The organism is Micromonospora sp. CMU55-4 (assembly GCF_011602315.1).
In the GTDB taxonomy this organism is placed as follows: domain Bacteria; phylum Actinomycetota; class Actinomycetes; order Mycobacteriales; family Micromonosporaceae; genus Micromonospora; species Micromonospora chalcea.
The window spans coordinates 263,083-281,069 of the sequence record NZ_JAAOLH010000008.1; the positions used below are offsets into that span (position 1 = coordinate 263,083).

The following is a 17,987-nucleotide window of genomic DNA, read 5'->3' on the forward strand; positions in this document are numbered from 1 at the left end:
TCCGCGTCCTGTCGGATAACGGCAGGGGACGGTCGGGTGGGTGACGATGGGCTGTGGAGCGTCGGAGTCGATCCGTACTCTTCGTGCCCATGACTCCGGATCATGACGGTGCGCGGAGCCCAGGCGGTCGCACCGGTCTGTCCGATCTGTTGCGCGGGCACCGGCTCGCCGCCGGCCTGACCCAGGCCGAGCTGGCGGGCCGGGCCGGCGTGGGCGTGCGGACGGTCCGCGATCTGGAGCGAGGGCGGGCCGTCCGCCCTCAGCGCACCACAGTGGATCTGCTGGCCGACGCGCTCGGCCTGGCCGGTGACGACCGGCGGGAGTTCGTCGCCACCGCCCGGCCCACGCCGGCCCGGCCCGGACCCCGCCTCCCCGACACCGCAGCCGCCGGACCGTCGGCCGCGCCGGTCGCGTTGCCCCAGCCCGTACCCCTGGTGGGCCGCGACCGGGACGTGGCCGAGGTGTCCGGTCTGCTCGACGCCCACCCGGTGGTGAGCCTGGTCGGGCTCGCCGGGGTCGGCAAGACCGCGCTCGCCGTCACTGTCGCGCACGCGGTGGCGGCCCGGCACCCGGGCGGTGTCAGCGGGGTGCTGGTCGGGGAGGGCTCGGACGTCGCCGACGTGCTCGCCGCGTCCGCGTCGGTGTTCGGTGTGAACCGGCTGGCCGACCTCGCCTGCCGGCTCGACGGCCGGCCGGCGTTGCTGGTCGTCGACGCGGTCGACCGGGCACCCGAGCCGGTGGCCGGGGCGCTTCGAGCCCTGACCGCCGCCGCGCCGGATCTCCGGGTGCTGGTGACCGGCCGCCGCCCGGTCGGGTTGCCCGGCGAGCTGGTCCGCCCGGTCGCGCCGCTCGACGTGCCACCAGCGGACGCCGCGCCCGCCGACCGGGCCGACCTGGATCGCTGGCCCGCTGCGGCGCTGTTCGCCGCCCGCCTCGCCCAGGCCCGCCGCGAACCACCCACGGCGGCCGAGCTGCCGGCGCTCGCCGCGCTGGTACGCCGCCTCGGCGGGCTGCCGCTGGCGATCGAGCTGATGGCGGCGCGGGGACGCATCCTCGACGTCACCGAACTGCTCGACCGCTACGGCGACCGCGTGCTGGACCTGACCGGCGCCCATCCCGGGTGGGAGCCCGCCGCCGACCGATCGGCCGGCACGGTGACGCTGCGCGAGGCGGTGGCCAGCAGCTACCACCTGCTCGCGCCCGCCGACCGGGCCGCGTTGCGGCGGCTCTCCGCGTTCCGTAACCGCTGGTCGGTCGAGCTGGCCGAGGATCTGCTCGCCGGGGAGCTGCTCGCCGGGGAGCTGCTCGCCGGTGGCGGCGAGCGGTGGGACGCGGCGCCGATGCTGGACCGGCTGCGCGAGCTGGGCCTGCTCAGCGTCCGGGGCGCCGGCCCGTTCCGGTTCCGGTTGCTGGACGCGGTCCGTGACTTCGCGGCCGAGCAGGCCGACGTCGAGGGCGAGACCGCCGGGATCCGGCTCCGGCACGCCGCGGTGATCGCCAGGTTCGTCCACCGCACCGCGCCCGGGCTGGTGGGCGCACAGTTGTCCGGCGCGGTACGCCTGCTCGACGAGGCGACGAGCGACATCACCGCCGCCCTCGCGTACGCCGCCGAGCATGCGCCGGAGACGGCGCTGCTGCTGGCCGCGTCGCTGCCCCGGTGGTGGCGGCTGCGCGGGCGGGACGTCTCCGGCCGGCGCTGGCTGCGGCGGCTGCTGGCCGATCCGCGTACCGCCGGCACCCGGTCCACGCTGCGGGCCTGGGCGATGCTCGGCGCGGCCCGGCTGGCCGCCGAGCACGGCGCGGGCGCGGAGGAGTTGCCGGCCGCCCGGGCCGCGCTCGTCATCTTCGCCGAGGCGGGTGACGTGGTCGGGGAGCTGTCGGCCCGGTCCGTGCTCTGCGTGCTGCTGCGCGGGCTCGGTGCGCACGACGAGGCCCGTGAGCAGGCCGAGGCCGCGCTGGCGACGGCCACCCGCCACGGCCGGGTACGCGAGATGGCCGTTGCCCAGTCGCACCTCACCTGGCACGACGTACGCGCGGCGCGGCTGGCCGACGCCCGGCGGCGGCTGGCCACCGTGGACCGCCTGGCGGCGCAGTGCGGCGACCGGCGCCTGCGCCTGCTGGCGCGGGCCGATCAGGCCGAGCTGACCCGTCTGGAGGGCCGGTACGCGGAGGCGGTCGAGCAGGGCCGCCGGGTGGCGACCGCGCTCGCCGAGCTGGGCGATCCCCGCCGACAGCGGCGGACGGTCGGCAAGGTCGCGCTGGCGCTCGCCGGCCAGGGCCGGGGCGACGAGGCGCTGGCCGCGGCCGCCGAGCTGTGGCCCTCGGGTGCGGTGCCGGGCCAGCGTCGGCCGCCGGTCATGGAGAGCCTGAATCCACCCGGCGCGGTGGCGGACGCACGCGCCGAGGACGCGCTGCGTGGGCTGATCGAGGGGCACGTGGCGCTGCGCCGGGGGGACCGGGAACTGGCGGTGGAGTGGTTCGCGGCGGCGGCCGACGCGGCGGCGGGCGGCGCGGGCCGGCGCGACCTGGTCGAGGCGCTCGTGGGGCTGGCGGTCAGCAGCGGGGACCCGGCTGTGCTGGACCGCCTGGACGCCGCTCGGCGGGCCACCGGCGTCAGCCTGCTGCCGCAGGAGGAGGAACTGCTCTTCTCCCTGGCGGCCCGGCGTCAGAAGGCACGCTGACCAGCGGCTGCGTGCGCCAGGAGGCGGAGGGCGCGGGGGTGGCGCGAACGAAGTAGCCCCCTGGTGCTGCCCCTCGCTCGACGCTCGCGCCAGCACCCCCCGGTGCCCCCCGCTCCGGGAAGACTACCGATGGACTGCAAGAGATATGGGGGCTTTTGCGCCCCTTTGTCCGACTGTTTGAGCAGTTCTGCCGGTCATTCTGCCGGTGACCCGCCGGTATCAATCGGCGGACAGTGGAGCTGTGGACCGTCGGCAGTGGACCGTCAGGCGGCGTCCTCGTCCGGCTCGGTGCTGCCGGCCGTGGCGCCCGGGTGGACCGCGTCCCGGACCCGGCGCAGCCCGTCCAGCAGCCCGTCGAGCTGGCTCGGGTCGAGCTGGCCGGTGAACCACTGCTCGATGATCCGCAGGTGGCCGGGAAGGATGGCGTCCAGCCGGCTCAGGCCCGCTGCGGTCACCACCGCGAAGGAGCTGCGGCGGTCGGACGGGCAGGCGCGCCGGCGGATCAGCCCGTCCCGCTCCATCCGGTCCACCACGCGGGTCACGCCGCTGGTGGAGAGCGAGGTCTGCGCCGCCAGGTCGGTCATCCGCAGCTGGTTGTTGGGTGAGCGGGCGAGTCGGGTGAGCACCTCGAACTCGACCGGGGAGAGGCCGTGCTCGTCGAACTGGGCGGCGAACCGGGCGGAGAGCCCGGCGTGCGCCTCGACGAGGAGGCCGACGGCGGTGATCCGGGGATCGTCGAACACGTTCTGGTCCACGCCACCATCCTAGCAACACTTGACACAGGGAATATTGCTGTAGCTATAGTTGCTCAGTCAGTCGTTGGGATACTAAACCGTTTTCCCCGGAGGAGAGCACCATGACCAGCAGCACCGAGGCGACTACCCGCGACTGGGAGGGTCTCACCATCCCCACCCCCGGCACCTATCTTCTGGATGCCGCGCACAAGCGTGTCGGATTCGTCGCCCGGCACATGATGGTCAGCAAGGTACGCGGTGAGTTCGCCGACGCGACCGCCACCATCACCATCGCCGACGACCCGATGCAGTCCACGGTCACCGCCAGCATCCAGGCCGCCAGCATCAACACCGCACAGGCGGACCGCGACGCGCACCTGCGCAGCCCGGAGTTCCTCGACGTCGAGCAGTACCCGACGCTGGAGTTCCGCAGCACCGAGGTGAAGTCCCGCGACGGCAACGAGTTCGTGCTCGTCGGCGAGCTGACCATCAAGGGCGTGACCCGTCAGGTCGAGCTGGAGGTCGAGTTCGAGGGCGTCGGCCGCAGCCCCTTCGGGCAGGACATCTTCGGCTTCTCCGCCTCCACCGAGATCGACCGCGAGGACTTCGGCCTGACCTGGAACGTGGCGCTGGAGACCGGCGGCGTCCTGGTCGGTCGCAAGGTCAAGATCGAGATCGAGGGTGAGGCCATCCGCCAGGGCTGAGCCCGGCCAGGCCCGTGGGGCCCGCACCGTCCGCCGACGGTGCGGGCCCTTCCCGTGTACGCGCAGCGGGTGCGAATCGTCACCCGATGTTCTCCGGCCGACGGCGCTGGTGGGCGCGCCGACGGGGTACAGGTGCAGATCTGCCGCCCGTACAGCGGGCTGCGGACGGGGCGCACTTACGCGCCCCACGTGAATGGTTCACAATGCGTTGCGGAACGGTACGGTTCCGTCGCACCGGCGTCGGGAGGACACATGGGCAGAGACGTCGACCAGGGCGCCTTCTCCCGCGAGGATCGGGTCCGCTACCGGCAGAAGGTCCGGCGCTGCCTGGACGTCTTCGCACTGATGCTCGACGACTTCGGCTTCGACGCCGACCGGCCGATGACCGGGCTGGAGATCGAGCTGAACCTGATCGACGCCGCCGCGGAACCCGCCATGCGCAACGACCAGATCCTGGCCGACATCGCCGACCCGCTGTTCCAGACCGAGCTGGGGCAGTTCAACCTCGAACTGAACGCCTCGCCCCGGCTGATCGAGGGCAGCGGCTTCGCCGACTACGAGCAGGACCTGCGCAGCAGCCTCAGCCGCGCCGACGAGCGGGCCGCCAAGTCCGACGCGACGATCATGATGGTCGGCATCCTGCCCACGCTCACCGAACGCCACCTGGTCGCCGACAACCTCTCCACGAACGAGCGGTACCGCGTCCTCAACGACCAGATCGTGGGCGCCCGGGGCGAGGACATCGAGCTGGACATCAACGGCGTCGAGCGGCTGCGTACGCACACCGACTCGATCGCGCCGGAGGCCGCCTGCACCAGCCTCCAGTTCCACCTGCAGGTCGCGCCGGACAGCTTCGCCGACTACTGGAACGCGTCCCAGGCGATCGCCGGCGTCCAGGTCGCCGTCGGGGCCAACTCGCCGTTCCTCTACGGCCGGCAGCTCTGGGCGGAGACCCGGATCGCGCTGTTCCAGCAGGCCACCGACACCCGCCCGGACGAGCTGAAGGCCCAGGGAGTACGCCCCCGGGTGTGGTTCGGGGAGCGCTGGATCACCTCGATCTTCGACCTGTTCGAGGAGAACGTCCGCTACTTCCCGCCGCTGCTGCCGATCTGCGAGGACGAGGACCCGGTCGAGGTGCTGCACGCCGGGGGCGTGCCCCAGCTCGGTGAGCTGCGGCTGCACAACGGCACCGTCTACCGCTGGAACCGGCCGGTCTACGACATCATGAACGACCGCCCGCACCTGCGGGTCGAGAACCGGGTGCTGCCCGCCGGCCCGACAGTGGTGGACATGCTCGCCAACGCGGCCTTCTACTTCGGGCTGGCCCGCGGCCTCGCCGAGGCGGACCGTCCCATCTGGAGCCAGCTGACGTTCAGCTCGGCGGAGGAGAACTTCCACGCCGCCGCCCGGCGCGGCATCGAGGCGGTCCTGCACTGGCCGCGCCTCGGCGACGTACCGGTGACCAAGCTCGTCCTCGAGACGCTGCTCCCGGTGGCCGAGCAGGGGCTGGACCGGTTCGGCGTCGCCCCGGCCGAGCGGGACCGCCTACTGGGCGTGATCGAGGGCCGTTGCCGTACCGGCCGCAACGGCGCGGTCTGGCAGACCGAGACGGTGTGGGCGGCCGAGCGGCACCGCGGCCTGGACCGCGAGGCCGCCCTGCACCACATGGTCAAGCGCTACGCCGAACTCCAGCGCAGCAACGAGCCCGTACACACCTGGCCCGCCGACTAACCCCGCCCCCGCCCCCGCCCTCCCGCCCCCGCCTCGCCGATCTTGGAGTTGTGGCGCCTCGGATGCCCTTGTTGGGCGGTTTGGGAGGCACCACAACTCCAAGATCGATGGGAGTGGGCGGGATTCGGGCGACCGCTGAGGAGCCTCGGGGTACTACGAGGGCTTGTCTGAACGTGACGAAGGACCGTCCTGGCTGGTCTGCGGGTGGTCCAGGGCTTCGGGCTGGCGCTGCGGCGGGACGGCCCGACCCCGACGGCCGGTAGCCGACCGGGTGGCACGGCCCTTCTCCGTTCCGGTCCGGCCGACGGCTACGCCAGGCTCGGCTGCGGCCGTCGCCTCACGCGTGCCGGCCGAGGTGTCCGGTGCCTTGTCCGTCCCGGCCGCCCAGTCCGCCGACCGGTCCGACGCCGACCGGTCCGACGCCGACTGGTCCGACGCCGACCGGTCCGATGCTGGCCGGCCGACCGCTGACGGGCTCGACGGATCTGCCGCCGACGGACCCGACGTGCCGACCGCTGACGGGCTTGACGGATCTGCCGCTGACGGGCGGGCCTTCCGCGCCCCGAACAATCCGGTCGAGCGCCGGCGCGCCACACCCGACGGGCGCTCACCGGAGCTGCCCGCCGACGACGTGCCGGACGGGTCCGACGCGGATCCGGCCGGCTCCGACAGCCCGTCCTTCGAGGCCGGGTCGCCGGTCGCCAGGTCGCCGGTCGCCGGGTCGGCCTCGCCGACGACCGGGTCCGGCTCGCCGGTGCGCTGGCGCGGAACGGTGACCCGCTCGGCGGCGCGACGCTCGGCGCGCTGGGCGAGCGCGGCCGTCAGCATCGAGCCGCCGACACCGGCGATCACCGCGTACGGGGCGATCAGGTGGGCCGACAACTGCTCGGCGGCGATCCCGGCGAGCCGCGGTACGGCGAGCAGGTACGCCAGTGCCACGAGCAGCGGTCCGGCCGCTCCGGAGGCGGCCGCGCCGACCCGTACCTCGGCGGCGCGGGCCGCGCGCCGGGCCGCCAGCACGCCGATCACGAGCGCGGAGAGCACCGACAGCAGCGCGCCGGGCCAGTAGAAGTAGTCGCGGATCCAGAACGCTCCTCGGTCCGCGCTGATCTGCCAGATGCCGAGTTGGGCGGTGGTCAGGCCACGGCCGGCGATCACCCCGTCGACCACCGACACGACGGCGAGCAGCCAGAGCCAGCCCGAGGTGGCGATGAGGTTGGTGGCGGCGGCGCGGGTGTGCAGCGCCCAGGTGGCGAGCAGCATTCCGAGAAGCAGTCCGGCTCCCGCGTACGCGGCGGCGACGGTCTGCGGCGCGGACACGTCCGGCACCTGGGCCGCCCGCGCCGGCACCGCCACCAGCAGTACGGTGACGAGCGCGCCGACAGCTGCGGCGAGCACCAGCGCGAACCGGGGCGGCCGGCCCTGCGACTCGTCGTCCCGGCCCCGCAGGCGCTGGGCGCAGACCGCGCCGGCGATGACCGAGGTCGCCGCGATCCAGGTCGCCCACGCGAGGCTCGCCACCCAGGCCGCCTCGATCCGTACCGCGCCGGTCGGCGCCCAGTTGATGATGCCCAACCCGTACCCGAAACCGAGCTGCGCGGCGCCCGCGCCGGCAGCGACGCCGAACGCGGCGGCGGTCGATCCTCCCCAGCCCCGACTGACCATGCCGGGGAGCGTAACGTCCCGAGGTCGGCGCGGCGAGTCGTGGCGACACGCCGTGACCGTTTGGCAGCGGTGGATACGGTCGTCGATGAGCGGGGGCGGGGGACATGACGGACGAGCGGCGACCGGACGGCGACGGCACCGGCCCGGGACGGGCCCGGCTGTTCCTCGGGGGTGGCCTGGCAGTGGTTCTGCTGGCGGTGATCGGGGGCAGCGCCGGCTGGATCCTGGCCGGCGACCCGGACCGCCCGGCCGCCTCCGGCGAGGCCACGCCGGTTGTCACCGCCTCGACGTCCGCGCCGGCCACCACGCCTCCCGCGACCACGGCCCCGACCGGTACGCGGACGAGCACGCCCGCCGGGCTCACCGTGCCCGAGGTGGTCGGCGTCGACTTCGAGCAGGCCCGCCGGGAGTTGCGTGACCGCCGGCTCGGCTGGCGACTGGTCTTCGGCACCGGCGCCGGACGCTCGGTGGAGCGCGCCTCCCCGGCGCCGGGTACGCCGGTGAAGCGCGGCGTCACCGTCTCCCTGTTCGTGACCGGACCGGCTCCGGCGGTCAGCGTGCCCGACGTGGGTGCGCTGTCCTGCTCCGACGCCGCGGACGATCTGGTGGACGCCGGGCTCTATCCCCGGTACGGCACTGGTCGCCAGGGCCCGGTCACGGCACAGGAGCCGGTCGCGGGCAGCCCGGCGCGGTGGAACGACCAGGTGGTGCTGACCTGCGGCGACACCCGGTCCGAGTCGCCGTCCGCCACCCCGTCGCCGACTGGCTGACCGGCACGGGCGCGCTGATCCCGGCCGACCTGGCGGTGGCCCGTTACGGTGGACGATCGAGGGCCGTGCGCCCCGTCCCGGTGGGGAAAGGACGTGCCATGAGCGACGACCGTCAGGATCCTCCCGCCGGTGACGCGGACGAGACCCGCGCCATGCCCCGGCATCCGGCCGGGGAGGACGCCGACGCCACCCGCGCGATGCCGCGCGACTCGGGCGGAGAGGACGTCGACGCGACCCGCGCCATGCCGCGCAATGCCGCCGGGAGCGACGAGACCCGGGCGATGCCGCCGGACGCGGGCGGTGACGCAACCCGTCCGCTGCCCGGCGGGCCGTCGCGGCGTCCGTTGGACGCCACCGCACCGCAGGAGCCGGTGGGCGCCTGGTCCGGCCGGGCCGGGGTGCCGCCGCCGCGACCGGCCGGCTATCCCGAGCCCGGGGGCGAGTGGTACGGCGACGAGCAGGCCGGACGCCGCTGGTGGATGCCGATCCTGCTGGGCATCCTGGCGCTGCTCCTGCTGGGCTTGATCGGGGCGGGCGTGTGGCTGGCGCTGCGTGCCGCTGACCGGGATTCGGATCCGGGCACGGTGCCGTCGGCGGTGCCGAGCACCTCGGCGCAGACCAGTGCCGCCCCGACGAGCGCCGCGCCGAGCAGTTCCCCGCCGAGCACGCCACCCACGACCGAGGCGGTCGAGGTGCCGATGCCACCGCTTGTGGGGCTGCCGGAGGCCGCCGCCCGGGCGGCGCTCGACCGGCTGGACGTGGACTACCGGGTGCAGCGGCGGGCGTCGGACCGGCCGGCCGGCACGGTGATCTCGACCGATCCGGAGGCCGGCTACCCGGTGGGCGAGGAGGACCGGGTCACCATCGTGGTGGCCGTACCTGCGCCGCCGACCGCCGGCCCGAGCTCGCCGGGTTCCGCCCCGGCGACCACCACCACGCCCTGACGTCCACGACCGGCGTCGGAACGTTCACCACTGACGCCGGCGGGCGCCGACCAGCCCGAGGCCGGCGAGGGAGATGGCGAGCCCGAGCAGGCCGGAGTAGAACAGCGACCGGCTGAGGTCGTCGGTGGGGTCGGTGGGCCGCTCGGCGAGCGTGCCCTCGCCGCCTCCGGTGCCCGCGGGCGGCGCGTCGGCCTCCGGATCGTCCTCGTCCTGCGACGGGTCGGTGGGAGACCAGCCGTCGTCCTCGCCGGCCGCCGCCCGGGCGTCCTCGCCGGATGCGGCTCGGCCGTCCTCACCGGCCACGGTGATCTCCGGGGCCGGTACCGGCTCGGCGAGCTGCTGGGTGGCGGAGAAGGCGGGGTGCCGCACCACGAGCGCGAGCGCGGTGGCCACGACGAGGAAGGCGAACAGCCCGAGGGCATAGCCGACACGGGACCGGTGGTGCCGCCGCGCGGCGGGCAGATTGACCATGACCATCCCAGGTTCAGGGTCCGTGGCGCGCGGGTGGAACATGCCGGGGTGGGCGTACCGATTCTATGGCGTCGGCACGCCCTCCCGACCGGGAATCGTGAGGTCAGCCCACCCGGACCGGAGTCCGGACCACCGGGCGGCGGGCCGTCCGGACGGTGTGCTGCCGGGGAACCGGCGCAGCGTGGACCTGCTGCAACCCCTCTTCGAGTACGAAGATCGACCGCCGGTTGACCGCGTCCCCCGCCGCGTTCAACTCGTAGCCGTCGAGCCAGAGCCAACCGTCGTAGGTCGGCCAGTCGAGAATCCGGATCACCCGGAACATGATCGGTCGGAAGAACTGGACACTCGCCGCGCGCGTCACGTGCAGTACGTCACCGGAGCGGGGAAGCACATGGGCTCCTGGGGAGGGTCGGCCGGTCGTCGGGACCGGCGAGGCTGAACGAGGTCGGTGCGGTCCGGTGACGGGGGTCTGCCTCGTGGACCGGCGGTCGTTTGGCGGTGCTGGTCGGGCCGTACCCGCGGTGGCGGACCGCCACCCGACCATCACCCGGCTGCTCCCGGTTACCGCTCCCGCCGCCGCAGCCAAGCTGGCTTGCAGCGACGGGGTCTTCATTCCGGGGCAGGTCGCACGGCGCGGGACGGCTCCCCTCCGGCCGTCCCACGGACCGCGGTGTCACCACGCCCGGAGATCGTTCGAAGACGGTGAGTAACCCGTGCCATACGGACAGAGTGCTACAGCGACGTGCGACATGCAAGTTGCACGTCGTGTTTTGCGGATAGGTGAGGAGGACACGTGAACGGGAAACTTGAAGCGTCAGGTATCGGGGCGTCACACTGGACGCCGGTTTCGCCCGTCGCGGCCGGTCGACGACCGGCACCACCCCTGCCGCGAACGCTCGCCCGCCGCCCGCCGGTCGCGCCCGCGGTGGGTGCGGAATCGGGGCGCGACCGACCGGAGGTAGCCGGGTGACTGTGACGCAGTCGCGAGCCGAGGAGATGCCGTGACCGAACGGCGCAGCCCCACCATCCGGCGGCGCCGGCTGGGGGCGGAACTCCGCCGGCAGCGCGAGGCCGCGGGCATCACCATAGAAGCGGTGGCCGAGCAGTTGGAGTGCTCGGCGTCGAAGGTCTCCCGGATCGAGACCGGCCACACCACCGCCACGCCGCGCGACGTGCGCGACATGCTCCGTATCTACGGAGTCGTCGGCGCGGAGAGCGACGAGCTGGTGCAGATCGCCCGTGAGGCCCGGCAGAAGGGCTGGTGGCATCCGTACAGCACGGTGCTGGTCGGGGCGTACGTCGGCCTGGAGGCCGCGGCCAGCTCCATCCGGGCGTACGAGCAGCAGGTCGTGCCGGGGCTGCTGGAGACCGAGGAGTACGCCGGCGCGATGATCCGGGCGGCCCGGCCGGACTTCACCGCCGAACAAGTAGACCAACGGGTGCGTGTCCGATTGGGCCGTCAGTCGTTGTTGACGCAGGACGATCCGGTCGATCTGTGGGTGGTGCTCGATGAGGCGGTGCTGAGCAGGCCGGTTGGCGGCGACGCGGTGATGCGTGGTCAGCTCAAGCGGCTGGTGGAGGTGGCTGAACTGCCGAACGTGACAGTGCAGGTCCTGCCCTTCGAGGTGGGCGCGCACGCGGGCATGGACGGCACCTTCACGATCCTCAGCTTCCCCGAGCCGAGTGATCCCGATGTCGTGTACGCGGAGAACGCCACGGGTGGGCTCTTCCTGGAGAAGAGCGACGAACTGCAGAAGTACAGCTTCATCTTCGATCACATTCGAGCAGCGGCCATACGCCCGGAGGAATCCATCGCACATATCGCGAAACTGGCAGAGGAGCCACTGTGGAAATGGCGACCAAGGAGTTCCCCGTGGACCTGACGCAGGCGACGTGGTTCAAGAGCTCGAAGAGCGGGCCGAACTGCGACAACTGCGTGGAGGTCGCGTACGTGACCGGGGCGGTCGGAGTCCGGGACTCGAAGGACAAGACAGGCCCGGCCCTGATCTTCGCTCCGGACGACTGGCAGACCTTCGTCGCCCGCGCCCGGGGCGGCGCGTTCGGCCGGAGCTGACCGGCACCGCAGCGTGGTCCCGTCCGGCAGCGTTGCCGGGCGGGACCATTCGCGTCCGGACGCCGCACCCGTCGCCAGTTTCGATCCGCCTCGTTGAACCGCACGGATCGGCAACCGAACGAGGCAGGCGAGACGGATGACGACGATCGGTTCAGAGAACCTCACCAGCGGCCCGGGCAAGGCCGAGCGGTTCGGTGGCAAGTACCGCGGCGCCCGCCGGGACACCGTCCTCACCGAGGTGGTCTCCGGCGACGGCGAGGAGGCCCGCGAGGGTGGCGTGCCCGAGCAGGCCGCGACGCCGCTGTCCCTGCCGTCGCTGGACCCCAACCCGCTCACCGAGCCGTCGTTCCCGCCGAGCGGCTGGCCGATCGAGCAGCAGGAGTCCCTGGTGGACCATCCGCTGCTGCGCGGTCTGCTGATGGAACTGCCGCCGAAGGGCAGCGTCCCTCCGCCCGGCTGGCTGGACCGATGGTTCGAGGCGACCCGCGCGATCCTGGAGCTGCTATACGTGCAGGGCGCGAGCCGGTCGCGCTGACACCGGCTCGGCCGCCGGCATGGCCCGCTCGGCGAGCCGGTTGTGCCGCAGCGCGTGGCGTACCCCGATCGCGCACACACCGAGCACCGCGACGGTGATCACCGGGCCGGCCACTCCGGGCGCGGCGAGCAGGTCGACGCCGAGCGCCGGCAGCACGGCCACCAGCACCGCGAGCGCCGTCGCCTGCAACGGCAGCGCGATCAGCGGATGCGCCGCGGCCGCGCGCAGCCCGTGCGGGGCGGGCGTTCCCGGCGCCGCCGCGAACGCGCCCGCGCCGGAGCGCAGCCGCCGGACCCGCCGTACCGTGCAGACCGCCACCACGGCCGCCGGCGCCGCCGCGAGGCCGAGCGCGGCGGCGGCCCGGTCCACAGCGGTGTCGCCGGCGCTCTGCAGGCCCGCGGCGAGGACCGCCGCGGTGAGCGCGAGGCCGGTCAGCACCAGGGCGGACAACCATCCGGTACGCCGGCGCAGCGCGCGGGCGCGGTCGAGCCCGGGCAGGCCCTCCGCGACCAGTCCGGCGGCCAGCCAGACGGCGGCGACGGGAAGCAGTACGGCGAGACGGTCATCCATGCCCCTCAGCCTTGCCCGTTTCGACGTTCGCCGAATCCGGGACGGCACCCCGGTTCGTCCCGTATCCGGGCCCGTAGGGGTCGTCGGGGCGGGTCAGACGTCGAAAGTGGCCGGTCGGGTGGTGGCCGGCGCCGGCGGGGTGGCCTTCCACAGCCCGGTCTTCTGGGCGGCGAGCCGGGCCAGGTAGGCCGGGTTGAGGATGACGTACCGGCGCCACAGGCGCTTGGGCTCCAGGCCGAGGCGCCAGAACCACTCCAGCCCGGCGCGCTGCATCCACGGTGGCGGGTTGCGCAGCAGACCGGCGTGGTAGTCGAACGCCGCGCCGACAGCCATCAGCGGCATGTCCAGCAGCGGGCGCATGGCGTACGCGAAGACCTCCTGGCGCGGGCAGCCCAGCCCGACCAGGACGAGGCGGGCGCCGCTGGCCCGGATCCGGTCGGCGATCTCGGCGTCCTCGCCCGGGGTGGCGGCGCGGAACTTGGACGGCTCGACCCCGGCGATCTTCAGCGCGGGGAACTTGCGCTCCAGCGCCGGGACGAGCCGGGACAGCGTCTCCTCGGTGGAGCCGTAGAGGTAGACCGGCAGCCCCTCCTCGGCGAACCGGGCGAGCACCCGCAGGGTCAGCTCCGGCCCGTAGACGCGGTCGGTGAGCCCGGCGCCGTGCAGCAGGTTGAGCGCCCAGCGCACCGGCTGACCGTCCGGGGTGACCACGTCGAACGAGTTGAGCCGGGCGTTGTGCGCCGGGTCGAGTACGCCGGTCATCACGCCGTGCACGGCGAGCGCGGTGAGCGCCAGTGGGCGGCGTTCGTGCGCGGCCGAGACCACGGCCTCGGTGGCCCGGGCGTAGTCGGTCGCGTCGACCCCGACGCCGAGGACGTTGCGCTTGGTCCCGGCGCTCATGCCTTCGGCACCCACTTGTCGACGTTGGCCTCGTAGATCTCGCGGAGGATCATCGGCACGTCGTACGTGATCTTCCAGGACGGGTAGTGCTCCTCGAAGCGGGCCATGCTGCTGACGTACCACTGGTGGTCGCCGGTGCGGGCCTGCTCGACGTAGTTGATCCGGGCCTCGCGGCCGGTGATCTCCTGGGCGATCCGGAACGCCTCGATGTGCGAGGTGTTCGAGTGCCGGCCGCCGCCGAGGTTGTAGACCTGGGCCGAGCGCGGCTCGCGGAAGAACGCCTCGAACGCGGTGAGCACGTCGTGCGAGTGGATCGCGTCCCGGACCATCTTCCCCTTGTAGCCGAAGAGGTTGTACGTCCGGCCCTCCATCACGCAGCGCATCAGGTACGCCAGGAAGCCGTGCAGCTCGGCGGCGGAGTGCGCCGGGCCGGTCAGCGTGCCGCCCCGGAAGCAGGCGGTCTTCATGTCGAAGTAGCGGCCGTACTCCTGGACCATCACGTCCGAGGCGACCTTCGAGGCGCCGAAGATCGAGTGCAGCGACTCGTCGATCGACATGTCCTCGGTGATGCCGTCGTACCAGCGGTGGTCCTCGGGCAGCTCGTAGCGGGTCTCCAGCTCGATCAGCGGCAGCGAGTTGGGCCGGTCGCCGTACACCTTGTTGGTGGAGCAGTGGATGAACGGCGCGTCGATCGCGTGCCGCCGGGTGTACTCCAGCACGTTGAGCGTGCCGCCGGCGTTCACGTCGAAGTCGGTGAACGGCTCCTTGGCGGCCCAGTCGTGGCTCGGCTGGGCGGCGCTGTGGATCACCACGGCGATGTCCTTGCCGTACCGCTTGAAGACCTGCTCCAGGCCGTCCCGGTCGCGGATGTCGACGGCGTGGTGGGTGTACGCGGAGCCGAGGTCGGCGGCGAGCCGGTCCAGGCTCCAGGCGGTCGAGCCGTCCTCGCCGAAGAAGTACCGCCGCATGTCGTTGTCGATGCCGACCACGTCGAGACCCAGTCCGGCGAAGTGCCGGGCCGCCTCGGAGCCGATCAGACCGCCGGAACCGGTCACCAACGCGACAGTCACACGCCACTCCTGGTCCGTGGGAGGCAGGGAAACCATCGGAGCATAGCGTGACGTCCGAAACGCCCCGATACGAAGCAAGGGCCCCGCTGTCTGCGGAGCCCTTGTTCTGGTGGGGATGGGGGGAGTTGAACCCCCACGTCCTTTCGGACACACGGACCTGAACCGTGCGCGTCTGCCATTCCGCCACATCCCCGTGGCACGACCCGGAACACCATATCGCATCCCGCGCCCGCCATCTGCGACGGGTGCCGGGACATATTACGCTGTCCACTGGCCACGCCACGAACGATCACCGCTCGTGGCGGGCGAAACTTTAGCACGTCCGCGGGCCTGGTCACGAACGGGCCGACGGCAGCCGGCCGAGCGGCGTGTGAGCTGCGGAGGCGGTGTCCGGATACCATCATTGCCTCGGGACCCGAGGAGGAGCCGGTGAGCGTGCTGCAACGCTTCGAGAAGCGTCTGGAAGGCCTGGTCGAGGGGGCCTTCGCCAAGGTCTTCAAAGGGGTGGTCCACCCCGTGGAGATCCTCAACGCCATGCAGCGGGAGGCCGAGGCGCACAAGGCGATCCTGGCCGGTGGGCGCACCCTTGTGCCCAACCGCTACGTGATCGATCTCTCGCCCTACGACCACAGTCGGCTGGCGCCGTACGCTGCCGCGCTGGCCCAGGAGCTGGCGCAGTCGCAGGCCGAGTTCATCGGCGAGCAGGCGTGGACGGTCTACGGCGACGTGATCGTCGAGGTCGAGCGCGGTGAGGGCCTGGACACCGGCATGTTCCGGGTCACCGCCGAGGTCTACACCGGCGGGGACGTCGCCCCGGTCTCCGCGCCCGGCGGCTACGACGCCGGCCCGGCGTACCCGGCGTACGACCAGGGCGGCGGCTACGGCCCTCCGCCCGGTCACGGCGGGGGCCGCAACGTCCGCCTGGTCTCCGGCGACGGCCGCACCTACCCCCTCCAGATGGGCTCGACCGTGATCGGCCGCGGCGACCAGGCCAACCTGCGCCTGCCCGACGTCGGCATCTCGCGACGCCACGCCCGGCTGGACTTCGACGGCGGGCAGGTCGTGCTGACCGACCTGGGCTCCACGAACGGCACGATGGTCAACGGCCAGCGGGTCTCGGCGGTCGCCCTCAACCCCGGCGACATGATCCAGCTCGGCACCACGACGCTGACCTTCCGCGTGGACGGCTGATCCCCGTTGCCGGAGCTCGTCATCACCGTCGCCCGGTTCGGGTTCCTCATCCTGCTGTGGATCTTCGTGTTCACGGTCGTCGGTGTGATCCGCCGGGACCTGTTCGCGGGCGCCCGGTCGGGCCGCCTGGTGGCCGCGCCGCGGGGGATCGGCGCGTCGACCGGGCAGGCGGGGAAGCCGGCGAAGGCCAAGCGCGGCCGGGCCGCCCACCAGCTCGTGGTCACCGCCGGCCAGCTGGCCGGCACCCGGATCACGCTCGGCGAGGCCCAGATCACCATCGGCCGGGCGGAGGACTCGACGCTGGTGATCACCGACGACTACGCCTCGGCGCGACACGCCCGGCTGGTGCCCCGTGAGGGGCAGTGGTACGTCGAGGACCTCGGATCGACTAACGGCACCTATCTCGATCGCGCTAAGGTCACCGGACCAACCCCCGTCCCCCTCGGCGTGCCGATCCGGATCGGCCGCACTTCCCTCGAATTACGGCCATGACTCTGACCCTGCGCTACGCGGCCCACAGCGACCGCGGTCTGATCCGAGACGGCAATCAGGATTCCGTCTACGCCGGACCGCGGCTGCTCGCCGTGGCCGACGGCATGGGCGGCATGGCCGCCGGTGACGTCGCCAGCAACATCGTCATCGGTGCCATGGCGCCGCTCGACGAGGACGTCCCCGGTGACGCCCTGGTCGACGCGCTCCGCTCCGCCGTGGGCACCGCCAACCAGCAGCTCCGCGACACCGTGGACGCCAACCCGCAGCTGGAGGGGATGGGCACCACGCTCACCGCGACCCTCTTCTCCGGCAGCAAGCTCGGGATGGTCCACATCGGTGACTCGCGGGCCTATCTCCTGCGCAACGGTGAGTTCGCGCAGATCACCAAGGACGACACGTACGTCCAGATGCTCGTCGACGAGGGCCGGATCAGCGCGGAGGAGGCGAGCAGCCACCCCCAGCGCTCGCTGCTCACCCGGGCGCTCGACGGCCGCGACATCGACCCGGAGTACAGCGTCCGGCAGGTGCTGCCCGGCGACCGCTACCTGATCTGCTCCGACGGGCTCTCCGGCGTGGTCAGCGCGGACACCATCGCCGACACCATGCGGGAGTACCCCGACCCGCAGCGGTGCGTGGAACGCCTGGTGCAGCTCGCGCTGCGCGGCGGCGGCCCGGACAACATCACCGTGATCATCGCCGACGCCACCGACCAGGACATCGTCGAGGCGTCCCCGATCGTGGGCGGCGCCGCCGCCCGGGACCGCGGCATGGCGACCTCGGCCGACGACTCCACCCCGGCGGCCCGCGCCTCGGCGCTGTCCGCGCCCCGGCCACCCGTCCCCGAGGAGCCGGCGGACAACCGCGACGACGAGCCCGACGGCCGGCGCCGCCGACCGCTGCGCACCGTCGCGATGGTGCTGGCGCTCGCGGTCATCGTCGGCGGCGGCGTGTTCGGCGGCTGGACGTACACCCAGCGGCAGTACTACGTCGGCGCCACCGACGACGGCCAGCTCGCGGTCTTCCGCGGCGTGCCCGGCCAGGTCGCCGGGCTGGACCTGTCGAACGTGCACGAGCGCAGCGACGCCCGGCTCGACGACCTGACGCTGGCCGCCCAGGAGCGGGTGAAGCAGGGCATCCAGGCCCGCAACGAGCCGGACGCCGAGCGCCGGCTGGCGGAGCTGACCAGCGACGACCCGGGCAACCCGAACCTCAAGCCGCTCTGCCCGCCCGACCCGACGCCCGGTGTGACCAGTCCGACGCCGGTGGCCACCACCGACCCGCTGCCCCCGCCGAGCGGCAGCCCGCTCCCGTCCACGCCGCCCGCGGGCGCGTCGACGCCCACCCCCGACGCGCCGACGCCGACGTTCACCACCACGCCCGACGCCGTTCCCTCCGACACCGTTCCGCCGGCCGATCCGGCGGGTTGCCGGTCGCCGCAGTGAGTGCCGGCTCGAT

General features: G+C 73.2%; 17 protein-coding genes, 1 tRNA gene and 1 pseudogene. 11 read left to right on the forward strand and 8 right to left on the reverse strand.

Annotation, left to right across the window (positions count from 1 at the left end; genetic code table 11):
* Positions 1 to 89: 89 nt before the first annotated feature.
* Positions 90 to 2,681: a helix-turn-helix domain-containing protein gene (locus HA073_RS16780; RefSeq protein ID WP_113972302.1), complete on the forward strand. Its 2,592-nt coding sequence runs from the start codon at positions 90 to 92 to the stop codon at positions 2,679 to 2,681.
* A gap of 263 nt (positions 2,682 to 2,944) precedes the next feature.
* Here HA073_RS16780 and HA073_RS16785 read toward each other — a convergent pair whose 3' ends face one another.
* Positions 2,945 to 3,436 carry a MarR family winged helix-turn-helix transcriptional regulator gene (locus HA073_RS16785; RefSeq protein WP_043327632.1) on the reverse strand — a complete coding sequence of 164 codons (492 nt, stop codon included), beginning with the start codon at positions 3,434 to 3,436 and terminating at the stop codon, positions 2,945 to 2,947.
* 101 nt (positions 3,437 to 3,537) lie between these two features.
* Between HA073_RS16785 and HA073_RS16790 the strand changes: the two genes are divergently transcribed.
* Both HA073_RS16790 and HA073_RS16795 read left to right on the forward strand, forming a co-directional pair.
* Positions 3,538 to 4,119: a YceI family protein gene (locus HA073_RS16790; protein ID WP_043327631.1), complete on the forward strand. Its 582-nt coding sequence runs from the start codon at positions 3,538 to 3,540 to the stop codon at positions 4,117 to 4,119.
* Between the two features lie 252 nt (positions 4,120 to 4,371).
* Complete coding sequence (locus HA073_RS16795; RefSeq protein ID WP_043327630.1) at positions 4,372 to 5,850, forward strand: hypothetical protein; 1,479 nt, start codon at positions 4,372 to 4,374, stop codon at positions 5,848 to 5,850.
* A gap of 468 nt (positions 5,851 to 6,318) precedes the next feature.
* Here the strand turns inward: HA073_RS16795 and HA073_RS16805 are convergent.
* Positions 6,319 to 7,515, reverse strand: a pseudogene (locus tag HA073_RS16805) (hypothetical protein); the annotation flags it as partial.
* Between the two features lie 104 nt (positions 7,516 to 7,619).
* On the opposite strand from HA073_RS16805, the gene HA073_RS16810 reads away from it, so the two are divergent.
* Both HA073_RS16810 and HA073_RS16815 read left to right on the forward strand, forming a co-directional pair.
* The gene (locus HA073_RS16810) at positions 7,620 to 8,285 is read left to right on the forward strand and encodes a PASTA domain-containing protein (protein ID WP_069088776.1); all 666 of its coding nucleotides are present in this window, start codon (positions 7,620 to 7,622) and stop codon (positions 8,283 to 8,285) included.
* 98 nt (positions 8,286 to 8,383) lie between these two features.
* Entirely contained in the window at positions 8,384 to 9,229 is an 846-nt protein-coding gene (locus tag HA073_RS16815; RefSeq protein WP_166456827.1) for a PASTA domain-containing protein, read from the forward strand.
* A gap of 24 nt (positions 9,230 to 9,253) precedes the next feature.
* Here the strand turns inward: HA073_RS16815 and HA073_RS16820 are convergent, their stop codons facing one another.
* A complete protein-coding gene (locus HA073_RS16820) occupies positions 9,254 to 9,706 on the reverse strand; it encodes a hypothetical protein (RefSeq protein ID WP_104112595.1) in 453 nt (150 codons plus the stop codon).
* Positions 9,707 to 9,803: 97 nt separating this feature from the next.
* Positions 9,804 to 10,091, reverse strand: a complete 288-nt coding sequence (locus HA073_RS16825; RefSeq protein ID WP_030500482.1) for a hypothetical protein — start codon at positions 10,089 to 10,091, stop codon at positions 9,804 to 9,806.
* Between the two features lie 610 nt (positions 10,092 to 10,701).
* Here HA073_RS16825 and HA073_RS16830 point away from each other — a divergent pair.
* The 3 genes from HA073_RS16830 (at position 10,702) to HA073_RS16840 (ending at position 12,309) form a co-directional block, all read left to right on the forward strand.
* Positions 10,702 to 11,583 carry a helix-turn-helix transcriptional regulator gene (locus HA073_RS16830; RefSeq protein ID WP_043327628.1) on the forward strand — a complete coding sequence of 294 codons (882 nt, stop codon included), beginning with the start codon at positions 10,702 to 10,704 and terminating at the stop codon, positions 11,581 to 11,583.
* Complete coding sequence (locus HA073_RS16835) at positions 11,553 to 11,774, forward strand: DUF397 domain-containing protein (RefSeq protein WP_043327627.1); 222 nt, start codon at positions 11,553 to 11,555, stop codon at positions 11,772 to 11,774. Before HA073_RS16830 ends, HA073_RS16835 begins: the two co-directional genes overlap by 31 nt.
* Positions 11,775 to 11,910: 136 nt before the next feature.
* Positions 11,911 to 12,309, forward strand: a complete 399-nt coding sequence (locus HA073_RS16840) for a hypothetical protein (protein ID WP_166456828.1) — start codon at positions 11,911 to 11,913, stop codon at positions 12,307 to 12,309.
* Here the strand turns inward: HA073_RS16840 and HA073_RS16845 are convergent.
* The 4 genes from HA073_RS16845 to HA073_RS16860 all read right to left on the reverse strand — a co-directional run bounded on the left by HA073_RS16845 (position 12,277) and on the right by HA073_RS16860 (position 15,042).
* Positions 12,277 to 12,879: a hypothetical protein gene (locus tag HA073_RS16845; protein ID WP_043327625.1), complete on the reverse strand. Its 603-nt coding sequence runs from the start codon at positions 12,877 to 12,879 to the stop codon at positions 12,277 to 12,279. The genes HA073_RS16840 and HA073_RS16845 overlap by 33 nt on opposite strands.
* 93 nt (positions 12,880 to 12,972) lie before the next feature.
* On the reverse strand, positions 12,973 to 13,779 hold the full coding sequence (locus HA073_RS16850; RefSeq protein WP_069088773.1) for a WecB/TagA/CpsF family glycosyltransferase: 807 nt from the start codon (positions 13,777 to 13,779) through the stop codon (positions 12,973 to 12,975).
* Positions 13,776 to 14,885, reverse strand: coding sequence for an NAD-dependent epimerase/dehydratase family protein (locus HA073_RS16855; protein WP_051611303.1), 1,110 nt, complete (start codon positions 14,883 to 14,885; stop codon positions 13,776 to 13,778). Before HA073_RS16855 ends, HA073_RS16850 begins: the two co-directional genes overlap by 4 nt.
* A gap of 71 nt (positions 14,886 to 14,956) precedes the next feature.
* Positions 14,957 to 15,042: transfer RNA gene (locus tag HA073_RS16860), tRNA-Leu, on the reverse strand.
* Between the two features lie 209 nt (positions 15,043 to 15,251).
* Here HA073_RS16860 and HA073_RS16865 point away from each other — a divergent pair.
* The 3 genes from HA073_RS16865 to HA073_RS16875 are packed head-to-tail and all read left to right on the forward strand — an operon-like array spanning position 15,252 to position 17,974.
* On the forward strand, positions 15,252 to 16,040 hold the full coding sequence (locus tag HA073_RS16865) for a DUF3662 and FHA domain-containing protein (protein WP_026267912.1): 789 nt from the start codon (positions 15,252 to 15,254) through the stop codon (positions 16,038 to 16,040).
* A 6-nt stretch (positions 16,041 to 16,046) separates the two neighbouring features.
* Positions 16,047 to 16,532, forward strand: a complete 486-nt coding sequence (locus HA073_RS16870) for an FHA domain-containing protein (protein ID WP_030500489.1) — start codon at positions 16,047 to 16,049, stop codon at positions 16,530 to 16,532.
* Entirely contained in the window at positions 16,529 to 17,974 is a 1,446-nt protein-coding gene (locus tag HA073_RS16875; RefSeq protein WP_069088772.1) for a PP2C family serine/threonine-protein phosphatase, read from the forward strand. The genes HA073_RS16870 and HA073_RS16875 overlap by 4 nt, the downstream gene beginning before the upstream one ends.
* Positions 17,975 to 17,987 lie beyond the last annotated feature (13 nt).